Raw genomic sequence first — 15,930 nt, 5'->3', positions numbered from 1 at the left:
TTTCCGGTGTAGTGATCGTACTGGCGAAACGATCCTTATACAATAGGCATAGCGCTGCTAACGGCACTCATTTTATGGCGCTCAAAGAAAATACCAGAGCCCTTAATCATACTCATTGCAGCTGGAATAGGATTGTTATTAAAGCTATTCTTTAAAATCAATTAAAATAGCCGCCGGGTCATACTGCGGATACTTTTTCTGCCGTGCGCACGGCTGCGGCAAGCGCATCCAGGTGTTCTTTCGACACCTGGTTATAGTCAGTAATTCTGATTGTTTCCCCTTTACTTTTTGCCAGTTTTGCGCCCAGGGTCAATAATATCCTGTCGATAAGCGACAACTTGCTGAATTCCAGTTTGCCGGGATAAAAGAAGCAGGTGCAGCGGTTTCTGATCTCCGCCGGCAGGTTGTCGTTGATATATCCGTGCAGTTTTTCCGTTTCGTTAAGCGGGGTACCGCAAACAAGGAACAGGAACAGCCGCTTATTATACAGCAGCTGCCGGTGTTGTTTTATCCAGTTCCTGAGCTGTAATTTACCGATATAAATGCTGGTGCCGAGAATGACGACATCTGCTTTCTGTAACTGCTCCTGAGCTTCCGTGCCGGCAGCTACCGCCGGTATTCCAAGCATACTGCCGAGCCATACGGCATATTGGCGTGTGGCGCCATATTTTCCTTTGAAAATGATTATACCATTCATAGCAGCTGGTTAAGGATGTGTAATGAATACAGGGATATTGGTAGTACGCAGCACACTCTCAGCATCGCTACGGTGGAAGAACCTGGAAATACCACTTCTGCCGTAGGCTCCATAGGTAACAATACAGTCAGTTCTGTGCAGCAGCAGTGCCAGGAATTCTGTTGCAGGTTCACCGTTCATTACTACATACTCTACCCTGTCGTAATGCATTTCGAGGTACTCGTTCAGCTTCTTTTTCCAGGGGATATCGATATTGTTTTTCTCTGCTATGTATACCACTTTCACCGGCATATCCGCAAACCCGGGGAAACCTTGTGTGAACTGTTTGATGGCATACATGGAGGAGAAAGAGCCATTATAGGAAAAAATGATTTCCTTAATGGGAGCGAGTGTATCGGGCATCACCAGTACCGGGCATTCCGCCCTGGCAAGTACTTCTTTTATGAAGATTGTAGGATTGCTGTCCTTCATCAGGGAGAAAGATGTGCCGTTGCTGATCAGCAACAGGTCGGCAAACCGGCTTTCCATCACTACTTCCTCGTCCGGGAAGGAGCTGGCTTCACGCACGATCATATTTATGCTCCTGCTATCGCATAGCTCACGCAAGCGGGAAATATTGTGATCCCGTTGGTGTTTGAGGGAAGCACGGGTTTCGGTGATAGTACGTTCGTCATTGAATGCGAGGGCTTCCGGTACCAGGCTGTACATAGAGACCTGTTCGGTGTTCAGGCAATCGAGGCAGATGACAGACAGTTTGCTGTCTGCCTCTTTCATGAAATAGCGGAAACCAGCAATCTGGGTTTCAGAGAAATTAAGCGGATCAATTATTGCAATGATCTTTTTCATAATAAATAAGGTTTAGCTATGTGAGATGAATAGTGGTTGCGTGATCAATTTTACCACTGTTTCTGCGGGATTAGGTATAAAGAGTTCTCCGAGTGCGGTTCTTCCGAAGGCCCCCATCACCACAAAGGCTTTATCCCTGGCAAAGAGGTTTTCCAACAGGCCTGCACGTATGTTGTTATCTTCCACGACATTGAATGCAACGTCTTCATAATGGTCATTGAGCCATTCTTTCAGTTTTGCCTCATCTCCTTTCAGCGGCATGCCTTCGCCGGTGACACATAACACCTTTACAGTGTGATGCCGCAGCTGCGGGAAGAGGTAAGTAAATTGTTTGATGGCAAACATGGCGGCGTTGCTGCCATTATAGGCAAATATGATCTCCCGGATACCATCAAAGCTCTCGGGCGCCACTACTACCGGGCATTCAGACTGTTTCAGCACTTCTCTTACAAAAGCGGTGGGTGTGCTTTCCGGCTGCCAGGAAAACGAACTGGATGCATCAATCACGATCAGGTCTGCATAGCGGCTTTCCTTTACCACTTCAGCCAACGGCTGCCCTGGTACAATATGTGTGGTGCTATTGATGCCACTGCATTCGCAGATGTGTTGAAACCGTTGAATACAATCATCTCTATATAGTTCTTTCTGATCTTCGAGCCTTCCACCTGGCACGGCGGGAGTACCTGCCAGTTCCTGTATGTATTCTTTTGAGCGCAGTTCCATTTCGCGGTTTTCAAGGAATACGCCTGTCAGCCTGGAATGCGTAAGATTGCAGAGATAGCAGGCGAATTCCAGGCATTCCCTGTTTAATTTCACTGCATCCGTTACATATAATATCTTTTCCATAAAAAACTGTTTAAGCTTATAATACCCCTGCCGGCAAACACCGGCAGGGAGTTCCTAAACCACCATCCGTCTATTTGACAGAAATTTCAATCCCTTTTCCATTTACTTTAGCGTCTTCGCTCTTTGGCAGGTTAACTTTCAGCACACCGTTATCATATTCCGCATCAATCTTATCTTTACTGATGCCTTGCGGCAGACTGAAGCTGCGGGAGAAACTGCTGTAGTTATACTCCTGCCGGTTGTAGTGCCCGTCTTTTTCTTCCTTCTTTTCTTCTGTTTCCGCACTGATTGTCAGTATGTTTCCTGACAAATCAATTTTGAAGTCTTTCTTCTTCATACCCGGAGCTGCCATTGATAGTTTATAACTGTCTTTTTCTTCGCTTACATTCACAGCCGGAACAGTCAATGCGTTGAAGAAATGACCGCCGTTGAAATCGTTCGCCAGCTCTCTCCAGGGCTTAAAGAAATCATCAAATGAGGGAAATAAAGTACTGCGTTTAGTTAATGATTGAGAAGACATAACTACCTCCGTTTTTTTGATCTGGTTAATAATTTTATGCTAAGCTATCCACTCTTCCTTCCCTGGTGAATGACTTACCTCATGCAGAAAGCTGATCTTAATCAGCTATCCTTTATCATGTTTGTAACTGACGACAATCATTATTTATGTGCTATCGGTACAGGTATCTTTAATACAAAAATCAAACGATGGAAAAGATACTCTTCATAGTATTCGGCGCCAATCCTACTATACAGGCAATGAACTTTGCCTGCTATTTGTCAGATGTTACTCATTCAAAACTTACGGGGTTCTTTTCCGCACAGGAAAAAGATGCTTCCGTGGCGGACACTTCAGCTATGCTGACCTGATGATAAAGACGTTGCCCTACCCGGTTTTCATTACGCATCACTAACCTTTAAAACGAATCGTCATGGCTCACGCAATTCATTTTCCGGAAATACATATAAACAGACATTTAAAGGAACTGGTAACTAAAACGGCCTACTGGATGACAACCGTTATAATGGCTGCAGCCAGCTTTCCTCTTATAAAGCAGCTGATTATGTACATATTGTGGAAATTCTACGAGGTGCTGATCATGTATCGTTACTGACCAATACCCTGGTAAGAGGATACGCTACAAGCGGAGAAAGACGGGCATGCACGGGGAAGGTCTACCCTCTCTATCATTAAGTTGTTTTATAGATATACCAGTTGTTACCGATCTCTTTAATCATGATCACGCCGCTGGCGCTCATTTCCGGCAGGTCTTTTTTATCTTTCACATACAGGTAGCCGACAGTATTGTCTGTTATGCCTCCTATCAGGAAATTGATGCCGCTGCCCATATCTCCGCCGCCTGTTGACACAGAAGAGATAAACAGCTGGTGGTATTCCCGTTCCAGGTTCTTCACCAGCGGGGTGCGTGTTTCCTCATCGGTCTTCATTTTCTTCAGTTGTTTCATGGCGCGGTTCTTAATCCGCTCAAAGGCCGCCTGGTGTGCTTTGAAATGACGGATAATATCTTCGTCTGATTCCAATGTAAGTCTGGCATTACCCAGCAGGAAGTTATATTCTTCTCTCGATCTGAACAGGGGTTGTTTATCTTCTTCATTATGCCGGGCGGCGTTGATGACGGAATCTACCTGTTGCGCTGTCATGCTTTCCAGGAGGTGTTTCATCTGTTCGATGATGCCTGTCATGGCCAGTGCCCGGAAGGCACTCATTTTCCAGGTGATGTCTTTCTCGAAAAACAGGTATGTATCCAGGCCTGTGCCGGAGGAATCTTTCACGGTCATGCCTACTACGGCTTCGTGCTCATTCTGCCGGAGGAGGCTAAAGGTGAGTGCTACGCCAGGTTTGATGTCATCCCCGTTGGGATGGCCTTCATATTCACCGATAACATAGTGTTCAATGTCTGTGGGTCTTTCTTTGCTGAAGATTTTTCTGGCAAGGGCCAGTGGTTCAAATACCTGTGCGTTTGCGGCGATAGCGCTGAACAGCAGCAGCGTTGTCAATGCATGTTTTCTCATATTACTATTCCCTTCTGTTGGCGGTTGCCGTTATCAACGGCAACGAATATACGTATATGCGGGATCACTGCCAGGCTACGGTGAGTTCCCTGTTGTATTTATTCCTGTAATCCAGGGGTGACAATCCGGTTATTCTTTTAAATACTTCCCTAAAGGCTTTATCATCTGAATACCCCACTTCGCTCATCACTTCATAGACAGTTTTGCGGCCTCTTTCCAGCTCTTTCTTAGCGGCTTCCACCTTCACGCGCTGGAGGTATTCCACCGGCGTGTTGCCTGTGGCTTTGATGAAGCGCCGGTCGAAATTACGGCGGCTCACTGCCAGGTCTGATGCCAGTTTTTCGAAAGAGATCTTTACATCGATATTTTCTTCTATATACGACTGCGCCCTGGTGATCAGTTCGTCACCGTGTCCTTTTTGTGCATTAAAGATGCTGAACTGTGATTGCGAGGTGCGATCGATGTCGATCTGGAAGAATTTAGCGCACAAGACAGCTGTGGGCCGGTCGAACAGCTTCTCCACCAGGTAGATGATGAGATGGAGGAATGAATAGGCGCCCCCGTTGGTGTAGATGCCATTTTCCTCGGTGACAATCGTATCCTGTGCGATCTGTATTCCGGGGTACATCTGCCTGAACTCATCCACTTTACCCCAGTGTACGGAGCAGACTTTTCCCTCCAGCAGCCCTGTGGCTGCCAGCAGGAAAGATCCTGAGCACATGCTCGCCACTTCCGCGCCCCTTTTGTACTGCGTGCGGATCCAGTCGATCAGCGCCTTGTTCTGCCTCACTGCCTTCATGTAATCATCCAGTAATGCGGGAAGGATTACCAGGTCTGTGCGCTTGATATCTGTAATATCAACGGGATGTATAGACAAATAATTGTTGTGTGATGATTGTTCTGCCATAAATCCTGCGATGGAGACGTTCAGCCGGGGTCTGTTTCCTGCCTTCTGCCATAAGGCATCCGCCCGGACCAGTATCTCGTAGGCTCCACCCAGGCTGTTGAGATTGACCAGGCATTCCGGTACCACCAATGTAACCTGTTTCATAATAGACATTTAGACAAAATTATAAAAAATCCGTTGTCCAAATCACCCCCCTATATTATCTATTTTCCCCCCGGCCACTACCCTACCAGGAACGTAATTTTGTTTCACATTATAAAATCAACAAGCATATGACAACAACGATAACAAAAGTACTGACCACATCTGAAGTAGCCGAACGCTTTCATGAACTTGCGCAACAGGAAAAGTGGTTTGAGATCCAGGACGAGTTTTTTGCGGATGATGTAAAGAGTATTGAGCCTGCACATTCGTCCTACATGGGTTATGCAGAAGGGAAAGCGTCTGTCCGCGAAAAGGGCCAGCACTTTGTTAGTAAGATAGAAACACTCCACGGCGTATCGACTACGCCTCCCATCGTTAGCGGAAACCATTTTGCGGCAGGCAGGATCATGGATCTTACTGTGACTGGTTTTGGAAGAATCAAGATAGATGAGATCATGATGTATGAAGTAAAGGATGGCCAGATTATATCTGAGCAGTTCTTCTACTAAGAGACCGGGGCCAGCCTTTGACCGCCTACTGATAACCGTTTATAAAGTTGTGTGAAAAAAGCCATGCAAAAACAGTTGTATTTATCTTTCATTATCTAAATTCGCAGTCTTCAAAAGATAAATCACATGTCATTTTATAAAAGACTGTTACCCGCAACCCTTGCCGCAGCAATGGTTGGCGGAATGTATGGCTCTGCCAGCGCGCAGAAGATTGTGGATCTCGGATATCATAACAAAGAATGGTCGCAGGATTATCAGCCATTCCGGATTGCAGGCAACCTCTACTATGTGGGCACTTATGATCTGGCTGTATACCTGATTACCACACCACAGGGGCACATCCTTATCAATACAGGGCTGGCAGATTCCGAACCGTTGATCCGCAAGCATGTGAAGGCGTTGGGATTCAAGTTCAGCGACATTAAGATATTGCTGGCTACCCACGCGCACTTTGATCATATGGGCGCTATGGCCGCGATTAAAAAGGAAACCGGCGCCCGGGCGATGATCAATGAAAAGGATGCAGGTGTGACCGAAGATGGCGGCAACTCTGACTATGTGTTCGGTGGCAAGGGCAGCACTTTTCTGCCTTTTAAGGCAGACCGACTACTGCACGATCATGATACCATCCAGCTGGGTGGCATGACCGTGGAGATGCTTCATCATCCCGGCCATACAAAGGGCGCCAGCAGCTTCCTGTTTGATGTGAAAGACAAGCAGCATACTTACCGCGTGCTGGTTGCCAATATGCCTTCCGTGCTGGAAGAAACCAACCTGGCGGGTATGCCTGGCTATCCGGATGTAGCTAGAGACTACGCCTATACGCTCAATTCCCTGAAAGGATTGCAGTTTGATCTTTGGTTGTCTTCACATGCCAGCCAGTTCGGGTTGCACGAAAAGCATAAGCCGGGAGCCCCTTACAATCCGGAGGCTTTCAAGGACCGTGCAGGCTATGACAAACTTGTTGCTGACCTGGAGCAGGCATACCTGAAGAAGCTCAACAGTAAATAATTTTCTGCCACGTATTATAACACCAGGGGGGATTATCATTCCCCCTGGATTTTTATTGTCATGATGATCCGATTGCTAACCGCTATGGTTAGCTTTTGTTGTTGTATTGCCTGTTACTGACGGCTCATTGCGGATGAACTTTTTATATTCACCCTACTATCCGGGAAAAGATTACCCAGCGCCTGTATTATCGTCCTAACAACGTACCGCCATTATTTAAAGCATAACCCGAAAATCTCATTTTATGGATCATGTTAACTTTTTTTCTGAAGCTTATCAGGAGAACCCCTACTATTATTATCAGCTGATGCACGAAAAAATGCCGCTTTTCTTTCATGAACCCACCAATAGTTATGTTATCAGTTTATATGATGATGTGGAGCGGGCATTTAAAGACCCTGTCTTCTCCAGCCGCAACTATGAATGGCAGATAGCGCCACTGCATGGAAAAACCATCATCCAGATGGATGGAAGAGAGCATTCCGCCCACCGCAACCTGGTGGTGCCAGCCTTCCGCGGAAGAGAGCTGATGGAACAGACATTACCGGCTATTCAGGATAGTGCCACATCGCTGCTGAACACCTTCAAAGGCCGGGATGTGGTGGAGCTGAGAGAAGAGTTCACCAACCTGTTTCCCATACAGGTAATTGTGCGCATGTTGGGTCTGCCCGGCGAAGATTTATCTCTCTTCCACCGCTGGTATGATAACTTTGCCCGCCAATTTGAAAATCTCAGCAATAACAAAAGAACCCTTCAGCGAGCACTGGCATCGAGGGACGAGTTCCGTGCCTACATTGACAAGGTGATTGATGAGCGGGCTGACAGTACAGACCGCGACTTGCTGTCTATCCTTTGCACAGCGTCAGTAGATGGCGTGAAGATGGATAAAACGCAGATCATGGGGTTCTGCGGATTACTGTTGCAGGCGGGTGGCGAAACAACCGACAAGGCGCTGGCCAATTTGTTCCGCAATCTGTTACAGCATCCTGAGCAACTAGCATTGCTGCAACAGGACAGCTCTCTGCTGGACCGGGCGGTTACTGAGTCATTGCGGTACTCTCCACCCGCACATATGATTCTGCGCGTTACCAACGAGAAGGTAAAGGTAACCGGCGGAGAGATTCCGGCCAATGCTACTGTGACCTGTATGATAGGCGCAGCTAACCGCGATAAGTCAAAGTTTGAAAATCCCGATGAATTCAATATCCTGAGAAAGGAGATCGACACCAAAACCTGCTATACCGGCGCCAGCAATCTCTCCACCTTCGGATTCGGGCGTCACTTCTGCGTAGGCGCACAATTAGCTAAAATGGAAATGCAGGTGGCCACTGCCTACCTGCTTGATTATATGGAAGACTTACAGTTTGCAGCCGGGCATGCACCTAAGGAGACCGGCATATTCACGCGGTACCCGGAAAGTCTGCAGATCCGTTTCAAGGCGAGGAGTCAACAGTTTGTCCCGGTATCCAATCCGGTTGGCTGAGCATTCGCGCTGGTGGCCAACTTTCCTGGAAATGAAATCTTTCTTAAATTGGCCCTTTATCAGCATTTGTAAAAAGAAGCTATGGAACAGCACAACAGCAAGCCAGTCAACCCACTCCTATGCGATCCGGCAACCGGCGTATGCGAGCTGCCGGGAGCGGTACAGGAGCATACGCACAGCGTCGATGTGATCAGCAGGAAACCGGTAACAATTGTTTATTTCACAGATCCTATCTGTTCTACCTGCTGGGGCATAGAACCACAGCTCAGGAAGCTGAAACTGGAATATGGCGCTGACGTGGAAGTGGAGTATCACATGGGCGGGCTGCTGCCGGACTGGAGTTATAACAGCGGTGGTATCAGCAAGCCGTCTGATGTGGCGCACCACTGGGATGAGGTCAGCAAACATTACAATATGCCTATTGATGGCGATGTGTGGCTGGAAGATCCGTTGCCCTCCTCCTATCCGCCGTCGATTGCCTTTAAGGCGGCCCAGCTGCAAGACAAGGACAAGGCGGTGAAATATCTGCGGATACTGCGGGAGATGTTGTTTCTGGAAAAGAAGAACATTACCAGGTGGGAACATCTCAGCCGCGCTGCCTTGCAGGCAGGGCTGGATGCTGAACAGCTGAAAAATGATTATGAGGGCCACGCTGCCACCCTATTCAGATCCGACCTTGAAATGGCCAAACAATGGCATGTACGCGGTTTCCCTTCCGTATTTATAACAGACGGCAGGGGTAACAAGGAATTTATTTATGGTTTCAAACCGTATGAAGTATATACTACGGCAATAGAGAAGATCAGTCCAACAATCAGGAAGGCAGTCTATGAAAAGAGCTGGGAACATTTATTCCAACAGTACCCAACGCTAACCACCAGGGAGTTCACAGAGCTGAGTGATCAAACCATCAACCAGAGTGAAGTGTTGCTGGAAGAGCTGTTGCAACGGAATGAACTTGTCAGGCTTTCTACTAAAAACGGTGTGCTGTGGAAGCGCAAGCATTACAATTAACCATTAATAACATAAACAGGCTGACTCAAAAGCATTCTTCTGCCTTTGAGTCAGCCATATGTTTTTATCCTTACTATCAGGTGAGGTTTACTGTTTTACCGGTAACGGTAGAATAGGCATCAGAAAAAACAGCGTTCACGAAGATCCATTCTGAATTTACGGAAGCCTGCGTAAATGTAACTTTCACGAAGCCACGCTGCGAAGCATTCAGGTAGCTTACATCCGGGATCAGGTCTTTGACGAGCGTTTCAAAGGTACCCAGTAAAGCCGGACAGGATTCAAAGATAAATTTCAGGTACGATTCAAATCCGGGAGAGGTTACAGAAGATGCGGCCAGCTCCTTCCCTTTCTCTGTGCCGTTTTTATCTTTCAGGAGGTTGTACCATGCATTGTGCGAATCGCCCGACAATACGACTACTTTCTTGTTGAAGGCGTTGAACAGGTAATCACGTTCAGCGGGGTATCCATCCCATGCATCGAGGTTGTAAGGTAACAGTACATCGGCAGCGCTTTCTGTAGCAGGGTTACTCTGTCTGCGTGCCGCCACGGCTGCCATTTTCGGGAGTTTCTCGCGCGCAGCAGCGAGGTCTTTGGCCGGAATTGATTTGATTTCTCCTTTATCAACGGCGGTGAGGATGGGTATCAGGATCTTCATCATGCCTTCGGGTATTACCATCTTAGCCATGATCACTTGTTGTGCCAGTACCTGCCAACGCGCTGTAGAGGCGTTTACGCGGCTTACTACCCAATCGCGCTGCGTGGCGCCCAGTATAGTGCGGGAAGCATCCTGCCATGCCGTGAGGAAGGCGGGGGTGTTCAGTTCCTCAGTGGTACTGCCGGCAGGCGTATACATGAAATCACCATACTTCAGTTGTTTCTGTCTTCCTATGATGCGTGTATCCAGCATATTCAGGTTCAACAGGCTGCCATAGGAGAAGTTGCGATAAATTTTGAGGCTGTCGTTCGACATGAAAGGCAGGTATTCATTGTAAGCCTGTAAAGCGGCTTGTTTTCTTACCTGGTAGCTGCCTTCTCCGGGATTGTGGTTCTGTGCGCCATCTGTGTATGCGTCATTAGCTACTTCATGATCATCCCATATACAGATGAATGGTTTCAGGCGATGTGCGAGCTGCAGTTTCTTATCTGTGCGATACTGGCGGTAACGTGTGCGGTAGTCTTCCAGTGTCAGCAGCTCATGTGCCGGGGCGAGTGTGCGGCCCAGTGTTATGGTCTGATCGTTGGTACCATATTCACCATTTCCATATTCGTAAATATAGTCGCCCAGGTGTATGATAATGTCTGCATCAGAAGCCGCCATAGCGCTGTATACATTGAACAGGCCCGCAGCATAATGTGCGCAGCTGCATACTGCCAGCTTCAGTTGCGACGGATCTGTAGCGATGGTAATCGTCTCACCGGTTTCAGACATGTTCATATCTCCTGAATGTAAGAACCGGTAATAGAATTTCTTTCCGGCGGGCAGGTCCTGTACTTCTATCGCCACGGTATAATCCCTGCTGGCGTCAGTAGACACTTCCCCCTGACGGACAATGTTGTTGAACTGCGCATCGAATGCCAGTTGCCATTTGATCAGATCTGATGGCCTTGTAGTGGAATAACGGGTCCAGATGATAATCTGTGAGGAGGTAGGGTCGAAACTGGCTACGCCGTGATCAAACTGCGCAATGTGGAAACCGTCTGTTTCCAGTGCTCCATAGACAAGCGGGTCTTTTTTGCAGCTGATAAAATTGGGGGCGAGGAAGATGCCGCTGGCTAACAAAAAGGAGTCCCGAAGGAACTTTCTCCTCGGTTGATTCGGGTTTTTCATGTTTTTTAAATTTAAAATACATTCTTTCATGACGAAAGAATGTTAAGGGGTATTATATGAATGTTAAGGATGATTAGTGATCCTTTTTATTTTATTATTTAGTTATGTGGTTATGTGATTATTTAAGTACTGTAAATGATTCACTACCGTACTTAAATAATCACATAACTACATCATTAAATAACCAGATCATTAGCAGAAACACCTGGTCTGCGCACCGCAGTAAGTGGGACAGCTGGATTCTTCATCTGTAAATACGCAGATGCCTCCCTTCAGATCTTCCTGTTGTTTGGTGCTTAATTTAGCAACGGGTATTTTTTTCAGCGTCAGCTTTTTAGCAAGACTAACTTGTTTCTTTTTCATAAAAAGTGGGTTTAAGGGTAAACTAAAAAAAGTAGTTGTGGTATTTCCCGCAAAGGAGCAAAGAAAGCGAAGATCGCAAAGGGTATTTGCTAATAACCGGCGGTATTAGAACTCCAACGCGCTACGCCGTTCTGATAAACAACGAGGTTTCCATCGTTCTGCATGACTACGATACCCGGTACGCCTGTAGTGGTATTACTACTCCAGCGTGCCACGCCATTCTGATAAACAACAAAGTTGCCATCACCCTGATTCACTGCCACACCGGGAACACCAGTTGTGGTATTGCTACTCCACAAGGCTACGTTATAGTAATAAATCACGAGGTTACCATCGCCCTGCATCACGAGTATAAAGCGGCCGTCCTGCGAGCGGAGCAGCTGATTGGTTTGCAGGGATTCATTGACGTTCAGGTGATCAGGGCCGCCCAGTGTTACCGGGTAAAGCGCTTTGAGGGCAATCTGGTCATAGTAAGAGAAGCCACCCCAGTTGTTGCCACAGGTTGCACCATTCATCACAGAAGCACCATCTGTACCAGGTGTGCTGGGAATAGGAATAGCAGATCCTTCACCCTGTGATTGCCAGTTGGTATGGCGCAGGCCCAGGCAATGCCCCAGTTCATGTGCTACCAGCAAGGTCAGCTGTGCAGTACTTGTAAGATGATAATAGTTGAGTGTATATTCAGAAATAAAAACATTATTGAAAGGTTGCCCATTTGAGAAAGGGAAACCTGCCTGGCCGCATATACCCAGCTGCAGGCTGCTATTCTGAACAATCTCGATATTGGCCTGTCCGGCAGCATACACGCGGTTGAGATGAATACCAGATCCTACTGCATTGTAAGAAGCGATTACATTATCTACTATACTGTTCAGGTTAACGGAACTGAATGAGCCTGCATTCAGGTACACATTGATATTACGGTATGCAGGAGCAACCAGGTAGGGAGAGCGGGCCTGTTCTGTGGTGGGGCCGTTTTTCTGTCCAGGCTCCTGTTTGTAGAAAATAATATCGCCCTGCACTACATAGCGGTCTTTCATTTCCACAATGTCGTTGCGGCTGAAGCCTTCTTTCAGTATCCTGGCTAATACAGGATTGTCCTGATTTTTTTCAGTATTGGTATTATCATTCTTTACATCGTTATTTTTAGCACAACCGATACCGAGTGTAATCAGGAGTATTATGTAAAATAGATAGGAACGTTTTAACATAGAAAATGATTTAAACAGTCAGGAATATTGTTAATGGCCAAGATGTTTAATAACGGCGGGGAACGTAGACGCATAGTGATGAATTGAGATGGTTATCAGATAAAGATGAATACGGGTTCTACGGAGTCACCCGAACTACCGGGCATAGGAAAGCCCGGAGCCGGCTAATACAGGCATCACCAATCACAATAAGACCAATTACATTAAAGCCCTGGTCAGGGAGGTTACAGGATCACGTTATCGGGGAACTGGAATAAATTAACAAATACTACGTGTGAAAAATGATTGTTAGGTTTTGGTTGAAAAAATCAATCTTACATCGGATCAACTAACATCATGAAAATAATAAAAGTTATCTGAAGCACAAAATAATCCTGGTAAACATCATACTTCCTCCCGCCGGATCATAAAATAAGCAAGCGGCTGTTCTTCCCGCATCAAATTATTCAGCTGCGTGAATCCTGCTTTCAGCAATACTTTCCGGGAACCGATATTATCAAGGTCAGTAACTGCCACTACTTCACTGGTATCCGTATGCTCAAAGCAGTATTTTATGAGCGCTTTGCTGGTTTCTACGGCTACACCTTTTCCCCAGTACGCTTCGCTGAGTACATATCCTATTTCTACTTGTCCTGGTACATCTGCAAATTCCCTCACCACGCATATCCCTATAAAATCATCGTCAGCGGCACGAAAGATTCCCCAGCGGCTGAATACGCTCTTATGGTAGTCGGCCAGCGCTTTATGGAACAGCTCTACATATTCCTGCGGTGTGCGGGGAGGCAGGTAACGGGTTACGCCGGCATTCTCAAAAAGACGGGAAAACAGCGCCTGATCTTCCGGCTGGAACTCACGGATAATAATACTATCGCTCTGATAAATAACACGCATGGCCTGTAATTTAAAGCGTAAAATTAGGCTTAAAACGCAATAAAAAATGGACTGCCTGCTTTAAATAAATTGGTCTATATAAAGACCCTGGTTTATATTTATTGTCGCTGATAGGATTATAAGCGGCATTAATATTCTTATCATGAAACGGTAAATGTACTGCTATTCTTTACGGTTGATATGTCAGTCTCTAATATAGGGATTTAATTTACTTACAATGATCATGTTATCACTTCACTTGTTAACTTAGCCACCGATTTAAAACGTCAGCAAGATGAACGAGCAATCTGTAATTTATGCAGCAGGTGATAATCCCGACATGTTACGGGCCTTTCAAGAGGCGCAGGATACCTTTAAATATTTCTGGCGGGAGCTTTCCTGGGAATACCGCAGGATTGTACCGGCTCTGGATCTGGCCTGTATCAAGATAGCGTTCCTGGAAGAGACAGCGACACCTGGCAAGCCGATCGTTGAATACATGTGGGTGAGTGAAATAAATTTTGATGGTGAAATGATACATGGTATGCTGATCAATACCCCTGACAAGTTACGCAATGTGCAGAACGGCGACCATATCACGGCGTCTTTAAACCGCTTGTGCGACTGGATGTTTGCCCTTGACGGCAAAACTTACGGCGGCTTCACTGTGCAACTATTGCGTGCAGGTATGAGCGAGGAAGAACGCCGGGAACATGATGAAGCATGGGGCCTGGATTTCGGTGATTACAACGATATTCAGGTGGTACGCGGACAAAAAGAGACACCCGCCCATCTTACCGAGCATCCTATGAGCCTGAATATGAAAGACAGCTTCCTGGGTTTTCTCAAGGAGAATCCTGATGAAGTTAACGCTAAAGACGAAGCAGGGCATACAATCCTGCATCGTGAGACCATTGCAGGTAACAGGTCGATGGTGGAAGCGCTGCTCAGCTCCGGTGTTGATACCAGCGCACAGACCAACAGCGGTAAGACTGCTTTGGATTATGCGCAACAACTTAGCTGGGAGCATATTATCCCACTGTTGCAGCGTTAATGGTGATGGTTATATGGGGGTCAGTTGCGTTAATGCATTCATAGGCCAGAGATGTCATATATAACAACAAACAAAATGAATTTTGCAGGGATGGCTATTTTATAAAACACGAAAAGCTGCGATGATCGCAGCTTTTCGTGTTTATATCTGGAATCAGTATGCAGTTACCTGAACAGGTTCACGGTTGCACCTATTTCATAGGTTCCGTCTGTGTTGTTTTTGAACCCGGTTGTCTGCGAAGTATACAATGCCTGTATCATCACGGTCTTCTTTATATCGACGCCGATCCCGGCGGTGACGCTGCCGGAGGTGTGGTATATGGACATTACCTGGAGTACGTTGTCCAGGAATCCGGCATTCACGCCAATGTCGAAGATATCGTTATACCCTTTTACTGCTCTGTAGCAGGCTTTGGGTGTAATACTTCCGAGCGCTCCATCGAACTGGAAGCGGTATTCAGCGGCAGAGAAGAAGATGGTACCGCCATTCACCGCTTTGTTGTCTCCAGTAAACAATCCTCTTACATTTGGCAGGGAGGCTTGCAGCATCAATCCGCCTGACGTATAGGCCATACCGTATTCTCCTTCGAAGTAATCGTCGCGGCGATTGAATGCACCTACAGACGGGTCATTGGGATCTCCGTTGAGGTGAGTCAGGTCCAGGCGTTGTACGTTCAGCGCGAGTGAAAGTCCGAAATGCAGTTGTTGACCACGTTGTCCCAGGGGCAGGTGGTAGGCGTAGGTAAGCGCTACACGGGTTCTGTTGATGAGGCCGGCCACGTCGTTAAAAACATTCAGCCCTGCTCCTACTCTCTTACCAAGTGCACCGTCGGCAGAAAAGAACTTTGTTTCCGGCGCGCCGTCCATTCCTTTCCATTGACGGCGGTACGCGGCATTGAGATGCAGCCCTGTGTCGATGCCCGCCATTGACGGGTTAGCCAGGTAGCGGTTCTGAAAATATTGCGTTCCCGAAGGCTCCAGCAGTGCCGGCGCGTTACTGGCTGACTGCGCAGAGGCGCTGTTTACTGCTGCCATTAACAGCAGCAGTAAACTGAATCCCCCTGTAAGATATTTTTTCACTTTCTTCTCTGAATCATTTTGATAGCACATCTTA

General features: G+C 46.9%; 18 protein-coding genes. 7 read left to right on the top strand and 11 right to left on the bottom strand.

Annotated features, from left to right (window positions below; translation table 11 throughout):
* Positions 1–178 precede the first annotated feature (178 nt).
* The 4 genes from VM802_RS09440 to VM802_RS09425 all read right to left on the bottom strand — a co-directional run bounded on the left by VM802_RS09440 (position 179) and on the right by VM802_RS09425 (position 2,909).
* Positions 179–697 (bottom strand): flavodoxin domain-containing protein, encoded by a 519-nt coding sequence (locus tag VM802_RS09440; protein WP_325529651.1) that lies wholly within the window; start codon positions 695–697, stop codon positions 179–181.
* Between the two features lie 9 nt (positions 698–706).
* Entirely contained in the window at positions 707–1,543 is an 837-nt protein-coding gene (locus VM802_RS09435) for a universal stress protein (protein WP_325529649.1), read from the bottom strand.
* A gap of 12 nt (positions 1,544–1,555) precedes the next feature.
* Positions 1,556–2,389 (bottom strand): putative universal stress family protein, encoded by an 834-nt coding sequence (locus VM802_RS09430; protein WP_325529647.1) that lies wholly within the window; start codon positions 2,387–2,389, stop codon positions 1,556–1,558.
* 70 nt (positions 2,390–2,459) lie between these two features.
* A complete protein-coding gene (locus VM802_RS09425; RefSeq protein ID WP_325529645.1) occupies positions 2,460–2,909 on the bottom strand; it encodes an Hsp20/alpha crystallin family protein in 450 nt (149 codons plus the stop codon).
* Between the two features lie 188 nt (positions 2,910–3,097).
* On the opposite strand from VM802_RS09425, the gene VM802_RS09420 reads away from it, so the two are divergent.
* Positions 3,098–3,259: a hypothetical protein gene (locus VM802_RS09420; RefSeq protein WP_325529643.1), complete on the top strand. Its 162-nt coding sequence runs from the start codon at positions 3,098–3,100 to the stop codon at positions 3,257–3,259.
* 62 nt (positions 3,260–3,321) lie between these two features.
* The gene (locus VM802_RS09415; RefSeq protein ID WP_325529641.1) at positions 3,322–3,504 is read left to right on the top strand and encodes a hypothetical protein; all 183 of its coding nucleotides are present in this window, start codon (positions 3,322–3,324) and stop codon (positions 3,502–3,504) included.
* A gap of 76 nt (positions 3,505–3,580) precedes the next feature.
* Here the strand turns inward: VM802_RS09415 and VM802_RS09410 are convergent, their stop codons facing one another.
* Together VM802_RS09410 and VM802_RS09405 are read right to left on the bottom strand one after the other, a co-directional pair.
* A complete protein-coding gene (locus tag VM802_RS09410) occupies positions 3,581–4,423 on the bottom strand; it encodes a hypothetical protein (RefSeq protein WP_325529639.1) in 843 nt (280 codons plus the stop codon).
* Between the two features lie 64 nt (positions 4,424–4,487).
* Positions 4,488–5,474 (bottom strand): GlxA family transcriptional regulator, encoded by a 987-nt coding sequence (locus VM802_RS09405; protein WP_325529637.1) that lies wholly within the window; start codon positions 5,472–5,474, stop codon positions 4,488–4,490.
* A gap of 128 nt (positions 5,475–5,602) precedes the next feature.
* Here VM802_RS09405 and VM802_RS09400 point away from each other — a divergent pair, with 128 nt between their 5' ends.
* The 4 genes from VM802_RS09400 to VM802_RS09385 all read left to right on the top strand — a co-directional run bounded on the left by VM802_RS09400 (position 5,603) and on the right by VM802_RS09385 (position 9,491).
* Entirely contained in the window at positions 5,603–5,983 is a 381-nt protein-coding gene (locus VM802_RS09400) for a SnoaL-like domain-containing protein (RefSeq protein ID WP_325529635.1), read from the top strand.
* 126 nt (positions 5,984–6,109) lie between these two features.
* On the top strand, positions 6,110–6,994 hold the full coding sequence (gene bla, locus VM802_RS09395; RefSeq protein ID WP_325529633.1) for a subclass B3 metallo-beta-lactamase: 885 nt from the start codon (positions 6,110–6,112) through the stop codon (positions 6,992–6,994).
* A 244-nt stretch (positions 6,995–7,238) separates the two neighbouring features.
* Positions 7,239–8,477, top strand: a complete 1,239-nt coding sequence (locus tag VM802_RS09390) for a cytochrome P450 (RefSeq protein ID WP_325529631.1) — start codon at positions 7,239–7,241, stop codon at positions 8,475–8,477.
* Positions 8,478–8,558: 81 nt separating this feature from the next.
* A complete protein-coding gene (locus VM802_RS09385) occupies positions 8,559–9,491 on the top strand; it encodes a ClpXP adapter SpxH family protein (RefSeq protein WP_325529629.1) in 933 nt (310 codons plus the stop codon).
* A 76-nt stretch (positions 9,492–9,567) separates the two neighbouring features.
* Here the strand turns inward: VM802_RS09385 and VM802_RS09380 are convergent, their stop codons facing one another.
* The 4 genes from VM802_RS09380 to VM802_RS09365 form a co-directional block, all read right to left on the bottom strand.
* Entirely contained in the window at positions 9,568–11,319 is a 1,752-nt protein-coding gene (locus VM802_RS09380; RefSeq protein WP_325529627.1) for an alkaline phosphatase D family protein, read from the bottom strand.
* A 192-nt stretch (positions 11,320–11,511) separates the two neighbouring features.
* Positions 11,512–11,682: a class I lanthipeptide gene (locus VM802_RS09375; RefSeq protein WP_325529625.1), complete on the bottom strand. Its 171-nt coding sequence runs from the start codon at positions 11,680–11,682 to the stop codon at positions 11,512–11,514.
* An 89-nt stretch (positions 11,683–11,771) separates the two neighbouring features.
* Positions 11,772–12,893, bottom strand: coding sequence for a M57 family metalloprotease (locus VM802_RS09370; RefSeq protein WP_325529623.1), 1,122 nt, complete (start codon positions 12,891–12,893; stop codon positions 11,772–11,774).
* Positions 12,894–13,277: 384 nt separating this feature from the next.
* Positions 13,278–13,784: a GNAT family N-acetyltransferase gene (locus VM802_RS09365; RefSeq protein WP_325529621.1), complete on the bottom strand. Its 507-nt coding sequence runs from the start codon at positions 13,782–13,784 to the stop codon at positions 13,278–13,280.
* A 274-nt stretch (positions 13,785–14,058) separates the two neighbouring features.
* Between VM802_RS09365 and VM802_RS09360 the strand changes: the two genes are divergently transcribed.
* Positions 14,059–14,817: a DUF2314 domain-containing protein gene (locus VM802_RS09360; RefSeq protein WP_325529619.1), complete on the top strand. Its 759-nt coding sequence runs from the start codon at positions 14,059–14,061 to the stop codon at positions 14,815–14,817.
* 164 nt (positions 14,818–14,981) lie between these two features.
* On the opposite strand, the gene VM802_RS09355 is transcribed toward VM802_RS09360, so the two are convergent.
* Positions 14,982–15,926 (bottom strand): PorP/SprF family type IX secretion system membrane protein, encoded by a 945-nt coding sequence (locus tag VM802_RS09355; RefSeq protein WP_325529617.1) that lies wholly within the window; start codon positions 15,924–15,926, stop codon positions 14,982–14,984.
* Positions 15,927–15,930 lie beyond the last annotated feature (4 nt).

The sequence above is a fragment of the Chitinophaga sp. genome, assembly GCF_035538455.1.
Classification (GTDB): Bacteria; Bacteroidota; Bacteroidia; order Chitinophagales; family Chitinophagaceae; genus Chitinophaga.
The sequence above is the reverse complement of the archived record's forward strand: the minus strand, read 5'-3'. Positions and strand labels throughout refer to the sequence as shown.